Source organism: Paenibacillus protaetiae, from assembly GCF_004135365.1.
GTDB classification, from domain to species: domain Bacteria; phylum Bacillota; class Bacilli; order Paenibacillales; family Paenibacillaceae; genus Paenibacillus_AP; species Paenibacillus_AP protaetiae.
On the sequence record NZ_CP035492.1, the window covers coordinates 1,982,501 to 2,002,353 of the forward strand.

The window sequence follows — 19,853 nt, forward strand, 5'->3', positions numbered from 1 at the left end:
GTGTTTGCGACAGGAATTAGAGTATATCATGTTTCATTTTTGAGTGTCAACCATTATTTTTTTCACTCTCGCAAATTACGAGAGGATTTATGAATGATAACTTCTCATAACCGGCTGCCGTTTCAGCAACGGAAATTATCTTATCATCCTGGGATCGGAGAGTCAATAGTTTTTTCAAAAAAATCATAGAAGGCTGAAATCAATGTTCGTTTTGCCCCACTGTTAGCCATGAACTTCGCTGCACAAAACGTATCTATTCATGCTCATTTGCAGAACATTGACGCCGGCCATTCGCCCGCCTCTTATCACATGAATCAGACGGTTTCCTTCTTAAATAAGGCAAGCCTGCCTCTTAGTACTTACTCTCAGCCAATAGACTCTCCTGGTGGGAACCGTTTCAAATCATCCGAAGAGACGCCCTGCATATGAAAGGTATACAGCTCCATTACGAGTTCTGCCAGGCTGCTTTGATTTTGACTTCAAAGCAGCCTGTGAGTACAAATTCCTATTACTTGCTTTTTTTATGCCAACATCCTCAGCAGTACCGTCACTGCCTTTGGTTTTGTCGTTTTATCGGCAGGAACAGATACGTTTAACTGCATACCAACGCCCGCTTGCACACGTGTTGCCTCGTTCTTCAGCCGCCTTCAGCAGGCGATGCGTCGGCTGATTGGTCTATGAGGCAAACAGTCTGATGTTACGACACGTAACCAAATCCCAGAATGGTAAAGTGTTTGTCCTCATGACCGGATGCCATCCTGATTTCCACCGTATGCTCCGTTGCAGCTTGCTCGTTAAACAAAATTACAGCATTGCAGTGCGTCCAGTTATGGATGTGCGGATCCGCCGTCAGCTTTTGCAGTCCATCTACCCAAATATCCGCACTTCCAAATTCGATGTTACCGGAGTCCTTAAAGATCAGGATGAGGCGCTTGCACCGGATTGTCATTTTGAAGCTGCCCCTCCCGGATTCCCCCTTATGCATCCAGTTATTCGGGAATTGCGGCGTTCCATACGGATGATCATCCATTTCAACGCTTTGCAGATCGGCATCCGTTCCATTGAAGCTGCCAGGATCTATGCTGGCAATATCGTCTATCTTGCTGCGATCCAGCAAACACGTATGGATGAAGTCATTGCCGATCATCGCCGGCTTATCTGTTACGATGTCACTCAAATCCGGTGCGGAACGCTCGGTTTCAGCAAACAAGAAGCCAAGACAATCCGCCATAACCTGATGCCCGGCATTGGTTGGATGATATGTATCGTAGAAAAACTGCCTTTTGGAAATAATGTTTCCTTCTGTCTTGGTTAACCGAAACTGCTCTACTACTGCGTCCTTTACACTGACCATCGGAAGATCGTAGTGTTCTCCTACTGGAGCAAGCCGGTCCTGAAGATTCCAGTCATTCAAAAACACGCTGAACAATAATATTACGGCAGGTTTATTGGCAGAGGTGAGCGCTTTTAATGTCAGGCTCTCGTAACAGTTGCCTTTTGTTTCGTCTCCTTCGTCATTGACTGCAAATTCAACAATCACAATATCCGGATTCACATCCCCGTTCCTGAGAATATCCCGATCGTAACGGACGATCCCCAGCTCCGACGGTGTTCCGCCCACTCCTGCTTTAATCAGATGAATATGGCCGCCGTCGTCTTTGCCGAACATTTGCTTAAAGATGGCATACGACCGATAAGCATAACATTCCGTATGGATCGGCTTGGCTCCCGCTCCTTGCGTGATCGAGCCGCCGATGTAGGCGATCGTGACATCCTCACCCCGCTTTGCTTTGTCGATCGCCGCTTTCAATCTCTTGTTGTTGCCTTTGTTTAATAGAGACTTGGCGATCATCTCCCGGTAGGATTCCGATCTGAAATCAACCGGCGGCTCAACCTGAAACTCGGGCACTTGATACCCTTCATTCAGGTAAAAAATAATGCTTACTGTCGCCAGTGTGCCTTCACGCTCGAATTCGAAAGCGAACTTGCCGGGTACATCGTCATCCGGCGACCAATCGTATTCCTCCAACGTCAAAATCGTTTCCGAACCGTCGGTCTCACACGGAATTCTAAGCCGCGTACCTGTTTCGTATTTGCTCGTTACTCCCCAATTTTCAAGCACAAAAAAAACGCCTGCCGATTCTTGTTCATTTGACTTGACGGAAATTCCAATACTGTGAACCAGGCGTCGAAACCCGCTGCAGCTCTTCAGATGTTCAAGAATGGCCTCATCCGTAATACCGCCCGCAAATCTAGCTTTGTCTATGAGCCGCCCTTCCAAATATATCTCTTGCGAGAACTTTCCGTCGGGGCGAGCAGTTGCTTCGATAATCGTATCAAACATAATAAAAAAACCGCTTCGTTTTTCAACCGGATCTTTTGGGGCAACCGGACCTCCGTTGACGAATTCATTCAACTTCAGGTCTGTTGATTTATTGTCAGTCAGTGGGATCAGCCCTCTCATTAGGAATGCTGCAATAATAGCATGCTTTAAAGCTTCTTTCGACTTTTTTTTGCGGGAATCCCGGCTTGATGGTCTGTCTGAAATCGTTCCTTTCCAAGCGAACTTACCCGAGGAGGACTTGTAACGTGAACACCGAAGCTTACGCAAAACATTAACGCCAGGAGACCAGCCCCTGGCGTTAATTGTCGCTACTGTTCTTGTTCAGGCACACCTGATGCCAATCGTCAAATTTTGAACATTCCCATTAAAGGCATAATCGTCTTCACCATGTTCATGCCGACCTGTAAGGTTGGCATGAACTGTTTAAATGATCCGAATCCCCCGCCCGGCTGCCCTCCGCCTGCCGGACCAGAAGCAATGGATGGGCCTTCAGCTGCCGCAGAGTCCCCCGCCCCTCCCGCTCCGGCCGGTTCAGGCTGACCGGAAAACATCGGTTTAAATAAGTTTGTTGCCATGGAACCAAACGAATTGAGCGCTCCGATTCCCCCTATCAAGGAATCCAGTATTCCCGACACTTGAACTTCCGGTGTCTTGGAACGGTTGGACAAACTTATTCTCCCGCAATGTCGGGATTCAGCAAGACTCAGCTTATGATCATGAATCGCTTTAACCGTTCCGACATAGCAGTTCCCATCGCCTAATACCACGCAAACAGGCTGCCCGATCAGACGATTAGCTTCTTTGACCGCATGTAATCTTCCTTTAGGCTCTCTTTTTTTAGGAGCTTTCCTGGATGCCATGGGATCCCTCTTTTCACAGTTTGTACGCACTTAAATGAAGAAGAAAGGCAATATAAACAGTGATGCTATGATTGCAAATGAACAAAAGAAACAACCGCCGCCGTAACCGCCGCCAAAACCTCCATCGTAACCGCCGTAGCCTCTGTAGCCGCCGCCATAATAACCGGACAGTTTGGCTTTATGGCTGGAGCGAGCTTGTTTAGTGGAATACTTACCGTTCCGAACGGACGACAAAGATAAAGGCTTTTTGTCAAAAACACAGTTCTCAAACATTAACTTCCCGTCTCTTACCCCCTTTATTGTTCCGATAAAATGCCTTCCGTCATGCGTGAACGCACTAACCCTCCGTCCGATGTACGGATAAACCGTCTTACGGCAAACCGGATAAACTTCCTGCATACTTCATTCCTCCTAACCTGCTATATGCTAGACTATGAAACTATCGGCGATAAGGTTTGTATGATTGTCTAAGCCATAACATGAAAATAATTGCGGGAGCTCCCAAAAAACAGCGAAGAATGGGTGCAGTCATGAAGGAGGTGGTGCATAACATATCGGAAGAGGTGAGGAAGAGTTGGATTACCATACATTGTTGGCCCGGCTCGGTGAAGGAAGCGCACATCCGGGAGGTTTCCAAGCGACAAAACGATTCATCAGACAAATCGGCTTTCCGCGCGGCACCAAAGTCCTGGAGGCAGGATGCGGAACGGGGCGGACAGCCTGTTATTTAGCCAGCTTAGGCTGCAAGGTGACAGCCATAGACCGGAACGAACATATGATTCAAAAAGCGGTGCATCGTGCGAAGCAAAACGGAGCACGCGTACGTTTCCTGCAAGCGGATGCCGCTTCCATGCCTTTTCCGGATGAGACGTTTGATGTTATTTTTACGGAATCGGTTACGGCCTTTACGCAAGGAAACTCCGCTATACGCGAATACTTGCGAGTGTTGAAGCCAAAGGGCGTCCTGTACGACCGCGAGCTGGCATTTGCCAAACCATTAACCACGGCGCAAAAGAAGGAGCTACAGTCTTTTTACGGGCTACATCATCTGCGAACCGTCCCGGCATGGTTAAGGCTGATGCGAAAATCAGGGTTTCACCAATGCTCCGCGTCCAGATTTTCAAAGCTGAAAAAAACGGCCAATGACAACGATCCATTCCGGGTGATCGACCACGAGCTGTTTGCAAAACCAGATGCAGTAGCCATGATGATGAACAATGAACGCCTGATGAGCAAATACTCCCGTGTGATGGGCAGCGTTGTCATTACGGCTCGGAAAACCTGATCATAATATATAAAGCTGTTATTAAAACAAAAAACACCTTCAAAAGAACTCCCTCTCATTTCACGATGCAGAAGGAGCGTGTTCTTTTGAAGGTGTTTTGATATGCGCTCTCGCGCATTAATTGACTCTATGCCCATAAAGTTATCGGCCTTTTACTCCTCTCGAACGCCATTTCCCCATCGGATCGCCCAATTCTCCATCTCCTTAAGCGCTGCTTGAAAGTCCCTCCCTTTATCCGTCAAGGAATATTCGACGGTCACAGGTACGGTTGGAAACACTTCGCGATGAACGATACCATTGCTTTCCAATTGCCGTAGCACATTCGTCAATGACTGCGTTCGCACGACAGCAACATCCCGCAGCAATTGCTGGAATCTTCGTGGTCCTTTGTGCAGTTCAGCCATAACAAGAAAGGACCATTTTGCACCCAATATTTCCAGGACCGAGCAAATGTGAGAATATCCCGATTCATTAGGGTGCTTTTCCTCAGCCGGGAGCTGCTGTTCATTCGTTAAATTATCCATATAGCCACCTCTACTTACTAATTTGTAAGTTAGTCTGTTTTTTTGGATTACATCCATTTCATTTGCTCTCTTACATAAATAAAGCATCTTAAATATAATGCAATCAATAGACCTGAAGGGATTTGATAATTGGATGAAAACAAATGCATTTGCGATCTATATTCTCGCTATTGGTGTGTTCTTTACCGCTACATCCGAATTAGTGGTATCAGGAATTTTACCTCTAATCGCCAAAGATGTAAATATTACCTTAGCCGTTGCCGGCCAGCTTATTACCGCCTATTCCTTGTCCTTTGCAGTAGCCACTCCGCTACTCATCGTGCTGACAAGCCGCGCAAACCGGAAGCTAGTGCTCGTTGGTTCGCTTGTATTTTTTATCGCTGGAAGTGCATTATCCGCGTATAGCCCAAACCTCGAGACGTTATTGGCTGCGCGTGTAGTGCTTGGAGCAAGCTCAGGCATGTTCCTCGTTGTTTCATTAGGCATTGCCGCAAAACTCGTGCCAGCCGATAAACTTGGCCGTTCTATCGGAACTATTATTTTAGGCTTCAGCAGCTCGATGGTACTGGGCGTGCCGCTTGGCATCGCCATAGCCGACTGGTGGAATTGGCGGGTTATCTTCATCCTGTTAGGTGCACTTAGCGTCCTAGCCGGTGTAGCCATTGTACGCCTCTTGCCTGATGTGGAAGGCGATGATCCGGTTCCAATCTCGCGTCAATTGAAACAAGCGGGCCATGCGGTTATTCTTTTTGCCTTATTCATTTCATTGTTTCGTGAAGGAGGAAACTCTGTTTTTTTAACCTACATCTCGCCTTATATGCAGCAATTGCTAGGCTTCGAAACAGCGGATATTGCTTTCATGATGCTCGCTCTCGGCGTAATTGGCGCTTTTGCCTCCCGGCTAGGAGGCAGCATAGTGGACCGCTGGGGAGCTTCACGCGCGCTGGGCGTTTTCATCTCCATTCATCTGCTGGCTTTAGCCCTTCTGCCTTTCCTATCATTCTCTACCCCGCTCGCGGTCGGGCTGATCGTCATCATGTTTATCGCGTTATTCGCTTCCGGTCCAGCCGTACAGAGCTATATGATTCAGCAGGCGCCTAAATCGGCCAACTTCGTTCTAAGCTTGAACACCTCTGTCATCCATCTGGGCATTGCAGGCGGTGCGGGTGCAGGCGGATATTTGGTGAGCGGAACAGCTACACTGCAGTACCATCCTTGGCTTGCTGCCGGGCTTGTTGCACTCGGTTTAATAGCCGCGCAAATCAGCTTTGCGCTGGGCCGGAAGAACGTCAGAAATACCGAGTAACCGATGCGGGTATGGGCAGCCTTCAGGGATGTTACGTCCTGATTCATACAAAAAAATCCCCGGAACCTTAATCGGTCCCGAGGATTGTTGGATGGAGCTAGGCGGAATCGAACCGCCGACTGATCGCTGCCAGCGACCTGTTTTCCCCCTAAACTATAGCCCCATATCATTATGTAAATAGTAGTGACAAGAATTAATATATAACATTCTTCCAGCAAATTCAAGCCTTTGTTGTGAGATTTACTGCTATGCTACTATCTTGAATGCAGTCAAGATAATCAAGTAAGCGACAGGAGTCATGATTAGGATGAATATCCCAACCCATAAAGGGATTTCTTTGCTTAACATTCTAAACATGGTGAATTTACGACTGAGTGAATATAAGGCTATAAACAAAACAACGAAACCGGCAGCGGTTCTCACCCAAGACTGATCAATAAAGTGATTGAACAAGCCATATGCAAGAAATAAAATAAAGTAAATGGCGAGAAACCTGATCTGCAGCTTCATCTCTATTCTCCTTTATAAGGGAAGAGGCAGCCTGCTGCCGTTCTTCCCTTCCTTTTCATACAGCTGTCGGTGCCTAGTCGTCCCAGCCGCGCGCGACGATCTTCTTTTTCCTGCGGAACAGCCGCCGCAGTTTCGGTTCCTCCTGCTTTTCCTCCAAAATCCGCTTTATTCCATGAATCAGCAGTCTGGATCTCATGTCGTCGTTGTGGCTGATTTTGCGCATTTCGTTGAAAAAGTCTTTGTCCACGGTTGTCTCATCTTCCTTAATTCCATAATGGTTGTTGCCTTATTCTACTACCGAACATACGTTCTTGTCAAAAAAGAAAGAGCCGCAGCCGGCTCTTTCCGCTTTATTGAACTGAACCGGCTTTGCCAGCTAACCTAATGCCATCCTCAGCTTCTCTCTCGTTTGTCTTAACCGGGTTTCAGCGCCGTCCGGATGAAGCGGATCGCTCCAGGAAAAGCCGTCCCCTTCATAACGGGGGATTACGTGCATGTGATAGTGGCCAAGGTCATTGAACTTGCCGCCGTTCTGGCATATGGTGATACCGTCCGGCCGGAAGATCCGTTTTAGCGCAACGGATAACTTTTGAGATGCATTCATGATGGCATTTGCAGCTTCTGCATCGAGGTCTTCCACATCCCAATAATGTTTTTTTGGCAAAATTAATGTGTGGCCATCGTGAAAAGGAGCAGTGTCGAGCACGCAAGCAATCCATTCGTTGTCGAATACGGTATTTACACCAGGCTCAATGCCGTTTGCGATCCGGCACCCCAAGCAATTCAAATGCTCCAAGCTCTCTTCCCCCATACAGCCCCTCCGTTCTTCTTGCCATTGTATTAGTTTCCGTTCAAGCGCCAACGGAAACAAAATCCTTGCCGCACGAAAAAGCAGCAAGGATTCATTCCGTTTACTTATCGCCTCTGGCCGGTTCTTTGGACAAGAGGCTGTTTAATTCCTTCATAAACATATCGATGTCTTTGAATTGGCGGTATACCGAAGCAAATCGCACATAAGCAACTTCGTCCACCGGGTACAGCTGGCTCATCACAATTTCGCCGATGTCGCGGCTTTCCACTTCGGCGAGAGCCGTCGTGCGGAGCTCTTTCTCAACTTCCGATACGATCACTTCCAGCCGCTCAACCGACACCGGCCGTTTCTCGCATGCGCGGATAAGCCCGCGCAATATTTTGTCGCGGCTGAACTCCTCGCGGCTGCCGTCTTTCTTAATGACGATAAGAGGCGTCTCTTCCACCATTTCAAACGTTGTGAAACGCCGGCTGCATTGCTCGCACTCGCGGCGGCGGCGGATCGATTTGTTTTCGTTAGCGGGGCGGGAATCCAGCACCTTCGTTCCGGCATAATCACAATATGGACATTTCATTGTATCATTCGACCCTCCGTTTTCGTTATGCAGGCATGATGGAAGCCAGCGTTATCACCTGTACAAATCCAAAATCAACTGCCCCTATACATTTCCAGTACTAACCTGTAATGATTTAAAAAATATCGAGCATAATACAGTTACCAACCGCAAGGAGGTGAAAAACAATGGCACAAGGCAGCAGCAACCAACTGGTTGTACCACAAGCTACAGCAGCTCTGGACCAACTGAAATTCGAAGTTGCACAAGAGCTTGGTATTGCAATCCCGCAAGATGGTTACTACGGGAACATTACCACTCGTGATGCAGGTTCCATCGGCGGTAACATTACTCGCCGTCTGGTACAAATCGCAGAGCAATCCCTTGCTGGTAAATAACAGTCGCTATGTATAAAGGATACTTTGGCAGGCCCGTCCTGAAGCGGCGGGGCTGCCAAAGCCCGTTGTTCACCATTGCCAATAATAAAATCAAAGATCCGGATATAAATCCTTGTACTTATTATAATAATAAATAACGCGTTGTACATAATGGCGTGTCTCTCCAAACGGAATTTGATCAGCCGTTTCGAGTTTTCCGTCCCATTCCCCCGAATCAATCCACTTCTTCACATTTCCCGGCCCTGCATTATAAGCAGCTACAGCAGCAATCGAATTATCATTAAACTGCTTGTGCAGCGATTGCAAATACCATGTTCCGACTTGAATGCTGACATCCGGCCTTTCCAATAACATTTCATTCGTTACATTCTGAAACCCTGCCTGCTTTGTAATCCATTCCGCCGTATCCGGCATTAATTGCATCAAACCTAAAGCGCCTTTATGCGACACCTTATTAAGCGAATAATTGGTTTCCGTACGGATAATGGCAGCAACGAGATGAGGTTCCATATGATAAGCTCTGGAGCTGGCGCGAATATCGTCTTGGTATTTGATCGGATACATCCAGCGCCCCATTTCGTCCGAGCTGAAAAAAAGAAAAGCAATAAAACTTAAAACAAGCAGCAGAAATACACGTTTGCGCAATAATACTTTCATGACAGCACCTGGCTTGTCCAGAAAAGCTCCAGCTGGCGCCTGGTATCCTCCAGGCTGCCGCTATTGTCAATGACCCAATCGGCACGGCGCTTTTTCTCTTCGATGTCCATCTGCAGACGGATGCGCCGCTGCGCTTCTTCCTTTGGCATCGCGTTGCGCGCCATCAACCGTTCAAGCTGAAGCTGTTCCGGCACATAGGCAACCATAATGCCGTCATACAACGCCTCTTGCCCCGTCTCATAAAGAAGCGGCACATCGGCCACAGCCAGCCCCCCGGGATTTTGCGCCAAATAACTATGTATACGTTCCTGCATCCGTTTCCGGATAGCCGGGTGAGTAATACTTTCCAGCTTGGCAAGCAGCGCGCGGTCTTGAAATACAATAGATCCGAGCGCTTGCCGGTTTAAGGATCCGTCCTCTTGCAGCACAGCTTGTCCGAATAAGGAGGCGATAGCCTCCAATGCCGGTTCGCCGGGAAGAACGACTTCTCTTGCAACCTGGTCAGCGTCCACCAAATAAGCCCCTTGCTCCACCAGCATGCGGGCAATGGTGCTTTTGCCTGTGGCGATTCCGCCGGTAAGTCCGATCTTCATCCGCATTCACCTCTAGTTCAACAGCTTTAACATTCCAATGATGATGAGCATTATTCCCGGCAGCAGAGACAAAGCCTGCATTCCTTTCCATTTGGAAAAATGAAAGCCGAACCCCATGCCCCCCAGCAAAAAAAACGCGCTGGCAGCCGCAATCGCAAGCGCCGTAATAAACGGCGGCAGCCCAAGCATCGCTGCGCCGAATCCGGCGCCAAAGGCGTCCAGCGACAGCGCAAAACCAAGCATCAGCGCTTCCGATGCGGAGATTGTCCCCGACCGGTCTACGTCTGCAGCCTGCGGCGTCCGTAAAATTTGAATCACAAGGCCAAGCCGCTTCAGCTCAACCATCATGACCAAAACAGGATGTGCCGCACGTTCCGCTGCTCTCGTTTCTACAGGAAGGTCATCTTCCGCATCTTTGCCGCTTTGTTTGCGCCGGATCGACTGAATAAGCGCCCAGCCCCCGATCACAAACAACAGGCAGGCACCGATATCCTTGGCCGCAACCGGCGACAAAAAACCGGAAATATAAGTACCGGCCTGCATCGACAGCCAAATAATAATACCGGAGCAGCATGCAATAATAAACACCGATAGCAGCGGAATACGTATCCGCCTTAACCCGTACGTAATTCCAACGCCAAATCCATCGATACTGACGGCAAAAGCAAGCAGCAGCAGCGAGGTTGTATGCGCCAGCACCGCCATCCCTCCCCCAAAAAGCAAACGTCCCCTTGTCTGAACCGGGCACGTGCCTATTTGCTAACAACACATCATATGCGGGGATGGCCGTCCTGTGCACATCAGCCAAGCCTCCTGGAATCCGGAAGCTTGGCTGATGGAACACCGGAAGGCGTCGTTTTGCGCGTTGCGCTGCTGCCTAATCGGTATTTATCGTCACGTTGCACGTTTGCTTTTATTTGCGGCACGCGCCGCCTTCAGCGGCTGGCAATGCGGGCAAGTATGGGTGCCGCGTCCGCCGACAACAGATTTGTGAATCGGCCGTCCGCAGCTTGGGCAAGGCTCGTCTTTTCGTCCGTAAACGAGCAGTTGATGCTGGAACATCCCCATTTCGCCTTGGCCGTTTACGTAAGATTTAACAGAAGAGCCTCCAGCGGCAACCGCCCGCTCCAGCGTGGCGCGAATCGACTCATGCAGCCGCTCCCACTCCGCCTTGGCCAGCGAATCAGCCGTCCGCTCAGGGTGAATGCCGGCTTGGAACAACGCCTCATCCACATAAATATTGCCAAGCCCCACAATGTATTCCTGATTAAGCAGCAGCGGCTTGATTTTGGAGGTGCGGTGCGCCAGCTTCCCGCGCAGCGCCTCCAGCGTAAATTCAGGCTCCAGCGGCTCGATGCCCAGCTTGTTTAACGGAGGAAGCTCCAGCTCCTCGCCCGGCATAAACAAATGCATCGTGCCAAATTGGCGAACGTCTTTATATCGTAATTCGGTATCGTCGTCAAAATGAAAAATGACATGCGTATGCAGCTCCGCCGGCTCATCGGCGGCGTAAACGCCGTACCTGCCCTCCATCCGCAGATGGGATACAAGCACCAGCCCGTCCAGCAGTATACGCAAAAACTTGCCGCGCCGTTCGACCGATTGAATCGTATGGCCGGCTAACGCATCCGCAAATTGCTCCGGCTCAGCCGGACGCTGAATGATGCGGGGAAGCTTCACCGTTACCGAACGGATGCGTTTTCCTGTGATCAGTTCATTTAAAGTTCGTTTAACCGTTTCAACTTCCGGCAATTCGGGCATATTTCTTCACCTCAACCACCATTATACCCGATTTGTGCCCCAAATGCGTTAATTTGGCGTTATTTGGCCTCATACCAATTCACACCGTAATTGACGTCCGCCCGTAACGGCACGTCCAGTTCGATCGCAGACTCCATCACCTGCGGCACAAGCTGCTTCATCAGCTCCAGCTCTTCCTCCGGCACTTCGAATACCAGTTCGTCATGCACCTGAAGCAGCATGCGGCTTTTCAGCTTGCGTTCTTTCAGTGTCTCGTCCATCCGCACCATCGCCAGCTTAATAATGTCCGCGGCCGTCCCTTGAATCGGCGTATTCATCGCCGTACGCTCGGCAAACGAACGAAGGTTAAAGTTGGAAGCTTTAATATCCGGCAAATAACGGCGGCGCTCCAGCAGCGTGGTCACATAACCGTCCCTGCGGGCTTGCATTTTAATATCTTCCATATATTTCTTCACGCCTTGGAATACGTCAAAATATTGTTCGATAAACTGAGCCGCTTCCTTGCGTGTAATGTTCAGGTTTTGTGACAGCCCGAAATCGCTGATGCCGTATACGATGCCGAAGTTGACGGCCTTCGCCGATCTGCGCATATTGGAGTCTACCTCTTCGGCTGAAACGCCAAACACGTCCATTGCGGTTTTCGTATGAATATCCATATCGCGGATAAAAGCTTCCTTCAGCCGTTCGTCGCCTGAAATATGCGCCAGCACACGCAGCTCGATCTGCGAATAGTCCGCCGCCAGAATGTACCAGCCCGGCTCGGACGGCACAAATGCTTTGCGGATTTTGCGTCCTTCCTCCAGCCGGATCGGAATGTTCTGCAGGTTCGGGAACTGGCTGCTCAGCCGCCCGGTAGCCGCGATCGTCTGGCGGAAATAGGTATGCACCTTGCCCGTTTCGGTCCGAATTTCCTTCAGCAGCCCTTCCACATAAGTAGACTGGAGCTTGGCCAGCTGGCGGAAATGCAAAATAAGCGGCACGATCTCATGATACGGCTCTAGCTTCTCCAGCACATCCGCATCGGTGGAATAGCCGGTTTTGGTTTTTTTAATAACCGGCAGCCCCAGCTTATCAAACAAAATTTCACCAAGCTGCTTAGGCGAATTGATGTTGAATTCGGTGCCAGCCAGCTCATAAATGCGGGACACCGCTTCGGATATGCCCCGCTCCAGCTCGCCGCCCAGCGACTGAAGTTCTCCCTTCGCGACCGCGATGCCTTGCAGCTCCATCGCTGCAAGAACACGGGATAGCGGAAGCTCCAGCTCATAGATAAGCTTGTTCATGCCGGTAGCGTCCAGTTCGGCGCGCTGCAGCTGGACGATGCGGCGGACGGCGTCCGCTTTAACCGCCAAATGCCGGAGCAGCGTCTCTTCATCCGGCACTTTAAACTTGGCGCCTTTGCCGTAAACCGCCTCATCCGCCTGCACAGCGGGAAGCCCGTAACGCGCGGCAACGCCGGAAAGCGTCTGGCTTCCGTCTGTCGGGTCCAGCAAATAAGCAGCCAGCTGGACGTCGAACTTGACGCCGCGCAGCGGAATGCCGCGCCATGCGAGAGCCAGATCGGCTTTATGCGTGTCAAAGCCGTATTTGGGCTTGTTTTCGTCGGCCAGCCAGGCGCGCAGCGGCTCCGCGAACGGCGCTTCCAGCGTGCCGGCTGCCAGCGCATAGACGGCGCCGCCTACCGCGGCGGAGATGCCCAGCATATCGGCCGTATGCGGGTTTTCGCCCGCGGCTTCAATGTATAAGCCATGCTCTTCTTCGCTGGCCAGCGCATCAAGAAGCGCCTTCAGCTGACCGGCATCCTGTTCGCCGGCAATCAGCACCGTGTGCAGCTCGGCAGCCGGCTGCGCGCCTTCCGCTTCCCCTGCTCCGGCGCCGCTTAAATCCAGCCGTTCGAGCAGCGATTTGAATTCCAGCTTGCGGAACGCTTCCGACAGCCGGGCAGCATCATAACCGCTGTAGCGGATGTCCTCTGCAGTTTGCGTAAGCGGCACTTCGCGGAAGATCGTCGCCAGCTTTTTGCTCATCACGGCGTCATCCTTATGCTGCTCCACCTTTTCCTTCATTTTGCCTTTCAGCTCATGGGTATGTTCCAGCACCCCCTCCACTGAGCCGTATTCGTGCAGCAGCTTAAGCGCCGTCTTTTCGCCAACGCCCGGAATGCCCGGAATATTATCCGACGCATCGCCCATAAGCCCTTTCAAATCAATAAACTGCTGCGGCGTAAGGCCGTACCGTTCCGTCATCTCGGCCGGGGAATAACGCTCTACTTCACTTACGCCTTTGCGGGTTACCGCAACCGTAACCTTCGGAGATACAAGCTGAAGCATATCCTTGTCGCCGGTTACGACAAGCGCGTCCACGCCCTGCTCGTCGGCCAGACGCGTCAGCGTGCCGATAATATCGTCCGCCTCGTAGCCGGACAGTTCGAACTGCGCAATGCCAAACGATTGCAGCAGCTCCTTCATGACCGGGAACTGCTCCGACAGCTCCGGCGGCGTCTTGGCACGCCCGCCTTTGTATTCGCTGTAGCCTTCATGCCGGAACGTGATTTTGCTTGCATCAAACGCGACAAGCACATGGGTCGGCTTCTCCTCCTCAAGCAGCTTCAGGAGCATCGTTGTGAAGCCGTAAACAGCATTGGTATGTAAACCCGAAGAATTGGTGAGCGGCGGCATCGCATAAAACGCACGGTTGGCGATACTGTTGCCGTCGATCAATATCCATTTATCCATTTATTTGGGGCACCTCGCCTCTTTTGCATACTAACGCTATCATACCATAAAGGAGCATGCCATTTCTTGGCGGGCAGCGGCGATTGGCAGACCGGGATTGCAACGCCATGCAAAGGGCCTCCGTTATCATCCTGCAAGCGCAATAAAATAGCTGCCGAACCCGTTAAGCAGCGGATCGCGGCAGCTGTGTGATTTCATTATAAATAGAAAAGAAGCGGAAAAGGTTACTCCATAGCTGCCGGCCTGCCCAGCAAATAACCTTGGCCAAACGGAATGCCCATCTCCTGTACTTTGCGCAGCTCTTCTTCCCGTTCGATGCCTTCGGCAATGAGCGCGATGCCCATCTTTTTCGCCAGCTCCTGCAGCGTAAACAACGTATGCTCCTTCAGCTCATCCAGATGAATATTGCGGATGATCGAGCGGTCGACCTTAATATAGTCGGGACGAAGCTCTACGATAGACTGCAAAGAAGAATAGCCCGCGCCGACATCGTCGATGGCAATCCGGTAGCCTTGTCTGCGGTAATGGTCGAGCGCTTTTTTGACGGCTGAAAAATCATTTATCGAACTCCGCTCCGTAATTTCGAATACAACGTTGCTGGGGGTAAGCCCATGCTGTTCCAAAATGGCCAGCGTTCTTCCCGGCAGCAGATCGGGCTCCTCCATAATTTGCGCAAGCAGATTAATAAACAGCTTTTGGCCGCCGCCTAACCGGTCTCCCAGCCCAATTGCTTTTTCCCGGGCCAGACGGTCGAGTGCATAACCGATACCCTCTTCCTCAGCAAATGTAAATAAATCAAGCGGACCGTCAAACCACTGGGTATCCGGGCAACGGGTCAACGCCTCGTAACCAAATATGCCGCCTTCTTTCAAGGAGCGGATCGGCTGGTATACCGAGCGGATGGATTGCTCCGCCAGCATTTGATCCAGCGCTTTTCTGCGCAGGCTCCTTTCAAGGGAACCTCGCTTTTGTCCTTGAATGATTGCTTGCTTCAGCGCCATATATACTTGATCTTCTCCGTCGCCCGTTTCATCCAATGTGCCGATAACCGCCGCGCCGCCATGCAATACGAATCCCGCGCCGCCAGCACCGCCCGGCCACTCAGACGCAGGCACAAGATTCGTGAAAGCATGCTGCCATTGATTGCGGAGCTGCAGTGTCAATTCAAACAGACGCCGCTCCGTCTGCTCCAAATCATGATGCGGAAGCGCCACAAACAGAAATAAATCATGATGCAGCCAATATACGCGTACACGAAGCTGCGCAAGTTCCGGGCAGCCGTCAATCGAGTTTTCGGCATAGTTTTGCCAGCTCTCGAATACGTTGGTCCACGCCGGATAATCGCTGCCTTCCGCCTGCTGCCAGGCAAAATACAAAATGCCCAGCCGTTCTCCGGCCGGTCCCTGCTGCTCTCTGTTGATGATTGACCTTAGATGCTCCACCTTCGCTCGACCCTTTCCTTCTTACGTCCCTTGCCTAATATCGCCGGCAATAACAGCGCTGCCTTGGATCGCTTTCGCCTTTTTTTTCAGATCGGCAGACAAGCGGGAAACCTGTTCCATGGTGATTTGTCCGCGTCCGCCGCATTTCAGCAGCGCAAGCGAAATCGACAGCCCGGACTGTCCGGCCGGCCGCCCTTCTCTGTCCGTTACAGCTTGCGCTTCCGCATCTTCATAAAAAAATGGGATCCCGTTGTCAAACTCCCGGATTAACGATTCACAGAAGCTCTCGGCTTCTGCGGTACTTAAAACCGCAATAAAATCGTCGCCGCCGACATGCCCGATAAAATCGCCCGGCATGCCGTAATCCGTGACCGCAGACTGCAGCAGCTCTGCCATGTAACGAATCACTTCGTCTCCCCGGGCAAAGCCATAACAATCGTTGTACCATTTAAAATAATCAATGTCCGCATACACGATCGAAAACGGCTCTCCGCTGCCCAGCTTTTTTTGCAGCTGTGACTGGATGCTCCAGTTACCCGGCAGGCCGGTAAGCGGATTGGCCGTCCGCGCCGCTTCCGTTCGGAGCGCCGTTATGCATTCCAGAATGGAGCGGATGGAAGCCGCACCCAGCAGCGGACCGCCAGCTCCTTGCGTAATGATGACGATGTCGTACATTTTGGCGTCATCCCTCGCCATCGCCAGCTGGGCAGCCTGTTCCACCGGCAGCTCTGCATCCACGATAAGCGGGCTTGCGTCCATCACCCGTGAAATTTCACGATTGGAATAAAGCGGCAGCCCGTACAAGCCGGATAGCAGCTGGTGCAGCTTTTCTTTCATCAAAAGGCCGACCGGCCGCATGCCGCTGACAATGATAGCTCCCTGCTCCGCGTTATGCGCTTGAAAAAAACCGGCCAGCTCATGAACCTTCTGGTTTGCTTGAAAAATCGGATAGGCTGCCGCCAAACGGCCGATGCCAAACGGCGAATCCGGATCCAGCGGAGGCTTACGAAAGGCTAGTCCCGGTTCGGAGCTTGCCGCCGTTTCTGCGTTCCGCCATACTTTGGCTTCTGCTTCGCGAATCCCTTTAAAAACGGCCGTCTCCGCCGATTCATCTCTTTTTGGATGCCGGATGGCAATCACCCCGGAACTAAAGGCTGAATCGAATGGAGAACCGGATTGATCATCCGGTTTGGACTCGCCAGGCCCGTTCCAGTCGCTTTCCGCTGCCTGCTTATAGAACATTTTTGCGCTGGATAACACTTGCTCGAGCTGCTTCTCCGGTTCCTTTGTCCCGCAAGCGAGAAAGAAATAACCGCAATCGTCCAAATGATGGCACCAGAACAGCTGCGGATGCTGCCTCGACCAGCGACGCAAAATCGTCCACCCGCGGGCATAATTGCCGCGCAGCTGAACAAACAGCACGCCGACACAGCGGCCCTGCCGCCATCTGGCTTGAACTTCTCGTATTAATTTTTGATTCAGCAAGCCGAAATTGCTCACAGCAATCGCCTCTGCATAAGGACTTGTACTCCATTAAGGACAATCGTACCTGTTAAATGTGATGGGAGTTTCATAAATAAGTAAAATTCAAGTAAACAATGAGACTAAGGTCATGGGAGGTACAAAAGCTGGCTTTGTCGAAAAACGTTAATTTCATGTAAATATTTCTTACACTTAACTTAAATTTAAGAGCACATATCTACCAAATTGTTTACATCAATCCTACTCTATCATATAGTTAAAAGTGTCAAATGCATTTCCAATATAAGGAGGCGTCAAAAAAAGATGTTACAAGCTTACATGCAGCATACTTTCAAAACCTTCCTGGCATCGGCAGTCATCGTATCCGGACTAATTCCCGCTGTTTATTCCGCGCAAACGGCACATGCCGCAGAAGCGGACGACTTTTCCCTCCGCATTCTTCACACCAACGATACCCACGCTCATCTGGATAATATCGCCCGCCGTATGACCGCCATCGCTGCGGCCAAAAACGACAGTACCCTGCTGCTGGATGCAGGCGACGTATTTTCCGGGACATTGTACTTTAACCAATACAACGGCCTTGCCGACCTTTGGTTTATGAACAAAGCCGGCTACGATGCCATGACGTTCGGCAACCATGAGTTCGACAAAGGCCCTGCTGTGCTTGCCGCTTTTATGAAAGAAGCCAAGTTTCCTTTCGTCAGCGCCAATATTGATTTTTCAAAGGATTCGAGCCTTGGAGGCGCGTACCACACAGCCATTGCCGACAAACCGACAAACGGGCAAATTTATCCTGCAATTATTAAAGAGGTGAATGGAGAGAAGGTTGGCATTTTCGGCCTGACGACGCCGGACACGGCTGTGTTATCCTCGCCTGGCGACAACATTACGTTTAAAGATTATGAAGCAAGCGCGGAAGCGACCGTTAAATCTCTTGAAGAAAAAGGTATCAACAAAATTATTGCGTTATCCCATCTGGGGTACACCGTTGACGAAGAGCTGGCCGATTCCGTACCAGGCATTGATGTTATTGTAGGCGGCCATTCGCATACGAAGCTCGATGCTCCGGAAGTACATAACGCCGACACGGAGCCTACCCTTATTGTGCAGACCGGCGAATACGGGCAATATTTGGGGCAATTGGACGTCAAATTCGACGATAACGGCGTGCTGACAAGCTGGGACGGCAAGCTGACTTCCATCGACGAGACCGATGCGGCAGGCAAATATGTCATTGCCGACAATAAAGAAGCGGCAGACAAGCTGGCTGAGCTGGCCAAACCGCTGGAAACACTGAAACAGACGGTCATCGGGAAGACCACGGTCGTGCTTGACGGGGAACGGGGTTCGGTCCGGAAGCAGGAAACAAATCTCGGTGACTTTACAGCTGACGGCATGCTGGCCAAAGTAAAAAGCATCGTGCATGAAACCGGCGTAAAAGGTTATGTGACCATTCAAAACGGTGGCGGCATCCGCGCTTCGCTGCCAGCCGGCGACATTACGCTTGGAGGCCTGCTGACCGTTATGCCGTTCGGCAACAATTTGACCGCGCTGAAGATGACCGGCGCCGAAATTACAGCAGCCCTTGAGAACGGCGTAAGCGGTGTGGAAACCGGCGAAGGACGGTTCCCGCAAGTTGCAGGCATGCGTTTCGCCTATGACTCCACGAAGCCCGGCGAAAAAATCGATTCCGTCACTGGCACCGTGACGCAAAACGGCAGCCGCATCCAAAAGGTCGAAATCAAAAACGAAGACGGCACTTATTCGCCAATTGATCCACAAGCGTATTACATCGTAGCTACCAACTCGTATATGGCTACAGGCGGCGACTTTTACCGTTCGATGAAGCAGGCCCACGATGACGGGCGTTTCTATGAATTAAATCTGGTTGATTATGAAGTATTCAAAGACTACTTGGCATCGGCCGGCACCGTCAGCCAGCAGATCGAAGGCCGGATTACCGATCTGAAGGGCGCTTCGCTGCCCGGTCAAACGGCGGCATTCTCAGACATCCAAGGACACTGGGCTGCCGATGCAATTACAAAAGCAGCAGCGCTTGGGCTGGTTACCGGCTACACCGACGGCACCTTCAAGCCGGATAACACCATTACACGCGCCGAATTTGCCGTTATTGCAAGCCGCGGCTTGAAGCTTGGCGACACTTCCAGCGGATTCCCGTTCAAGGATGGCGAAGACATTCCAAGCTGGTCGAGAATCGCCGTCGGACAGCTGTTCTTGCTTGGCATCATCCAAGGTTATGAAGACAATACATTCCGTCCGTCCAATCCGGTGACACGGGAAGAGATGACCGTTATGGCCGCCCGCGGTTTGCAGCTTCAGATTGATCCGGCGGCCGTACCGAGCTTTACCGATGCCGGCAGCATTCATCAGTGGGCGAAACCTTACGTAGCCGCCGCTGAAAAAGCCGGTCTTCTTGACGGTATCGCAAACGGCAAGTTCAACGGCTCCGGTTACGCAACACGCGCTGAAGTGGTTACGCTGCTGCTTGCCGGCGCTGGCTTGTAAGCTCGAGCTCGAACGCACCGTTTGGATTCGTGATACACTACAAATCGAATTCCAAACAGCCTA

Annotated in this window: 19 protein-coding genes and 1 tRNA gene; 4 read left to right on the forward strand and 16 right to left on the reverse strand. The window is 51.0% G+C overall.

What is annotated here, in order from left to right; translation table 11 throughout:
* Positions 1-697: 697 nt before the first annotated feature.
* From ET464_RS09165 to ET464_RS09175, 3 genes are all read right to left on the reverse strand, one after another.
* The gene (locus ET464_RS09165; protein ID WP_244226758.1) at positions 698-2,344 is read right to left on the reverse strand and encodes an SGNH/GDSL hydrolase family protein; all 1,647 of its coding nucleotides are present in this window, start codon (positions 2,342-2,344) and stop codon (positions 698-700) included.
* A 344-nt stretch (positions 2,345-2,688) separates the two neighbouring features.
* On the reverse strand, positions 2,689-3,204 hold the full coding sequence (locus ET464_RS09170; protein WP_129440225.1) for a hypothetical protein: 516 nt from the start codon (positions 3,202-3,204) through the stop codon (positions 2,689-2,691).
* A 30-nt stretch (positions 3,205-3,234) separates the two neighbouring features.
* Entirely contained in the window at positions 3,235-3,603 is a 369-nt protein-coding gene (locus ET464_RS09175; protein ID WP_129440227.1) for an LSm family protein, read from the reverse strand.
* Positions 3,604-3,778: 175 nt separating this feature from the next.
* Here ET464_RS09175 and ET464_RS09180 point away from each other — a divergent pair, with 175 nt between their 5' ends.
* On the forward strand, positions 3,779-4,489 hold the full coding sequence (locus ET464_RS09180) for a class I SAM-dependent methyltransferase (protein WP_129440229.1): 711 nt from the start codon (positions 3,779-3,781) through the stop codon (positions 4,487-4,489).
* A 152-nt stretch (positions 4,490-4,641) separates the two neighbouring features.
* On the opposite strand, the gene ET464_RS09185 is transcribed toward ET464_RS09180, so the two are convergent.
* Complete coding sequence (locus tag ET464_RS09185; protein WP_129440231.1) at positions 4,642-5,013, reverse strand: winged helix-turn-helix transcriptional regulator; 372 nt, start codon at positions 5,011-5,013, stop codon at positions 4,642-4,644.
* Positions 5,014-5,146: 133 nt separating this feature from the next.
* Here ET464_RS09185 and ET464_RS09190 point away from each other — a divergent pair, with 133 nt between their 5' ends.
* Positions 5,147-6,319, forward strand: coding sequence for an MFS transporter (locus tag ET464_RS09190; RefSeq protein WP_129440233.1), 1,173 nt, complete (start codon positions 5,147-5,149; stop codon positions 6,317-6,319).
* Positions 6,320-6,411: 92 nt separating this feature from the next.
* Here the strand turns inward: ET464_RS09190 and ET464_RS09195 are convergent.
* The 5 genes from ET464_RS09195 to nrdR all read right to left on the reverse strand — a co-directional run bounded on the left by ET464_RS09195 (position 6,412) and on the right by nrdR (position 8,214).
* A tRNA-Ala gene (locus ET464_RS09195) sits at positions 6,412-6,482 on the reverse strand.
* Positions 6,483-6,565: 83 nt separating this feature from the next.
* Positions 6,566-6,829: a hypothetical protein gene (locus ET464_RS09200; protein WP_129440235.1), complete on the reverse strand. Its 264-nt coding sequence runs from the start codon at positions 6,827-6,829 to the stop codon at positions 6,566-6,568.
* A 73-nt stretch (positions 6,830-6,902) separates the two neighbouring features.
* Positions 6,903-7,076 carry a hypothetical protein gene (locus ET464_RS19800; RefSeq protein ID WP_165279960.1) on the reverse strand — a complete coding sequence of 58 codons (174 nt, stop codon included), beginning with the start codon at positions 7,074-7,076 and terminating at the stop codon, positions 6,903-6,905.
* A 129-nt stretch (positions 7,077-7,205) separates the two neighbouring features.
* Entirely contained in the window at positions 7,206-7,640 is a 435-nt protein-coding gene (locus ET464_RS09205) for an HIT family protein (RefSeq protein WP_129440237.1), read from the reverse strand.
* 100 nt (positions 7,641-7,740) lie between these two features.
* Entirely contained in the window at positions 7,741-8,214 is a 474-nt protein-coding gene (gene nrdR, locus ET464_RS09210) for a transcriptional regulator NrdR (RefSeq protein ID WP_129440239.1), read from the reverse strand.
* Between the two features lie 167 nt (positions 8,215-8,381).
* On the opposite strand from nrdR, the gene ET464_RS09215 reads away from it, so the two are divergent.
* Positions 8,382-8,591, forward strand: coding sequence for an alpha/beta-type small acid-soluble spore protein (locus ET464_RS09215; RefSeq protein WP_129440241.1), 210 nt, complete (start codon positions 8,382-8,384; stop codon positions 8,589-8,591).
* 90 nt (positions 8,592-8,681) lie between these two features.
* Here ET464_RS09215 and ET464_RS09220 read toward each other — a convergent pair whose 3' ends face one another.
* The 7 genes from ET464_RS09220 to ET464_RS09250 all read right to left on the reverse strand — a co-directional run bounded on the left by ET464_RS09220 (position 8,682) and on the right by ET464_RS09250 (position 17,279).
* Positions 8,682-9,248, reverse strand: a complete 567-nt coding sequence (locus ET464_RS09220; RefSeq protein WP_129440243.1) for a lytic transglycosylase domain-containing protein — start codon at positions 9,246-9,248, stop codon at positions 8,682-8,684.
* Positions 9,245-9,841 carry a dephospho-CoA kinase gene (coaE, locus tag ET464_RS09225; RefSeq protein ID WP_129440245.1) on the reverse strand — a complete coding sequence of 199 codons (597 nt, stop codon included), beginning with the start codon at positions 9,839-9,841 and terminating at the stop codon, positions 9,245-9,247. The genes ET464_RS09220 and coaE overlap by 4 nt, the downstream gene beginning before the upstream one ends.
* Positions 9,842-9,853: 12 nt before the next feature.
* Positions 9,854-10,540, reverse strand: a complete 687-nt coding sequence (gene ytaF, locus ET464_RS09230; RefSeq protein WP_208543912.1) for a sporulation membrane protein YtaF — start codon at positions 10,538-10,540, stop codon at positions 9,854-9,856.
* A 195-nt stretch (positions 10,541-10,735) separates the two neighbouring features.
* Positions 10,736-11,602: a DNA-formamidopyrimidine glycosylase gene (gene mutM, locus ET464_RS09235; RefSeq protein ID WP_129440249.1), complete on the reverse strand. Its 867-nt coding sequence runs from the start codon at positions 11,600-11,602 to the stop codon at positions 10,736-10,738.
* 59 nt (positions 11,603-11,661) lie between these two features.
* The gene (polA, locus tag ET464_RS09240; protein WP_129440251.1) at positions 11,662-14,337 is read right to left on the reverse strand and encodes a DNA polymerase I; all 2,676 of its coding nucleotides are present in this window, start codon (positions 14,335-14,337) and stop codon (positions 11,662-11,664) included.
* A 224-nt stretch (positions 14,338-14,561) separates the two neighbouring features.
* A complete protein-coding gene (locus tag ET464_RS09245; protein WP_129440254.1) occupies positions 14,562-15,779 on the reverse strand; it encodes an EAL domain-containing protein in 1,218 nt (405 codons plus the stop codon).
* Positions 15,780-15,800: 21 nt separating this feature from the next.
* The gene (locus ET464_RS09250) at positions 15,801-17,279 is read right to left on the reverse strand and encodes a GGDEF domain-containing protein (RefSeq protein ID WP_129440256.1); all 1,479 of its coding nucleotides are present in this window, start codon (positions 17,277-17,279) and stop codon (positions 15,801-15,803) included.
* A gap of 285 nt (positions 17,280-17,564) precedes the next feature.
* Here ET464_RS09250 and ET464_RS09255 point away from each other — a divergent pair, with 285 nt between their 5' ends.
* On the forward strand, positions 17,565-19,790 hold the full coding sequence (locus tag ET464_RS09255) for an S-layer homology domain-containing protein (RefSeq protein WP_129440259.1): 2,226 nt from the start codon (positions 17,565-17,567) through the stop codon (positions 19,788-19,790).
* Positions 19,791-19,853 lie beyond the last annotated feature (63 nt).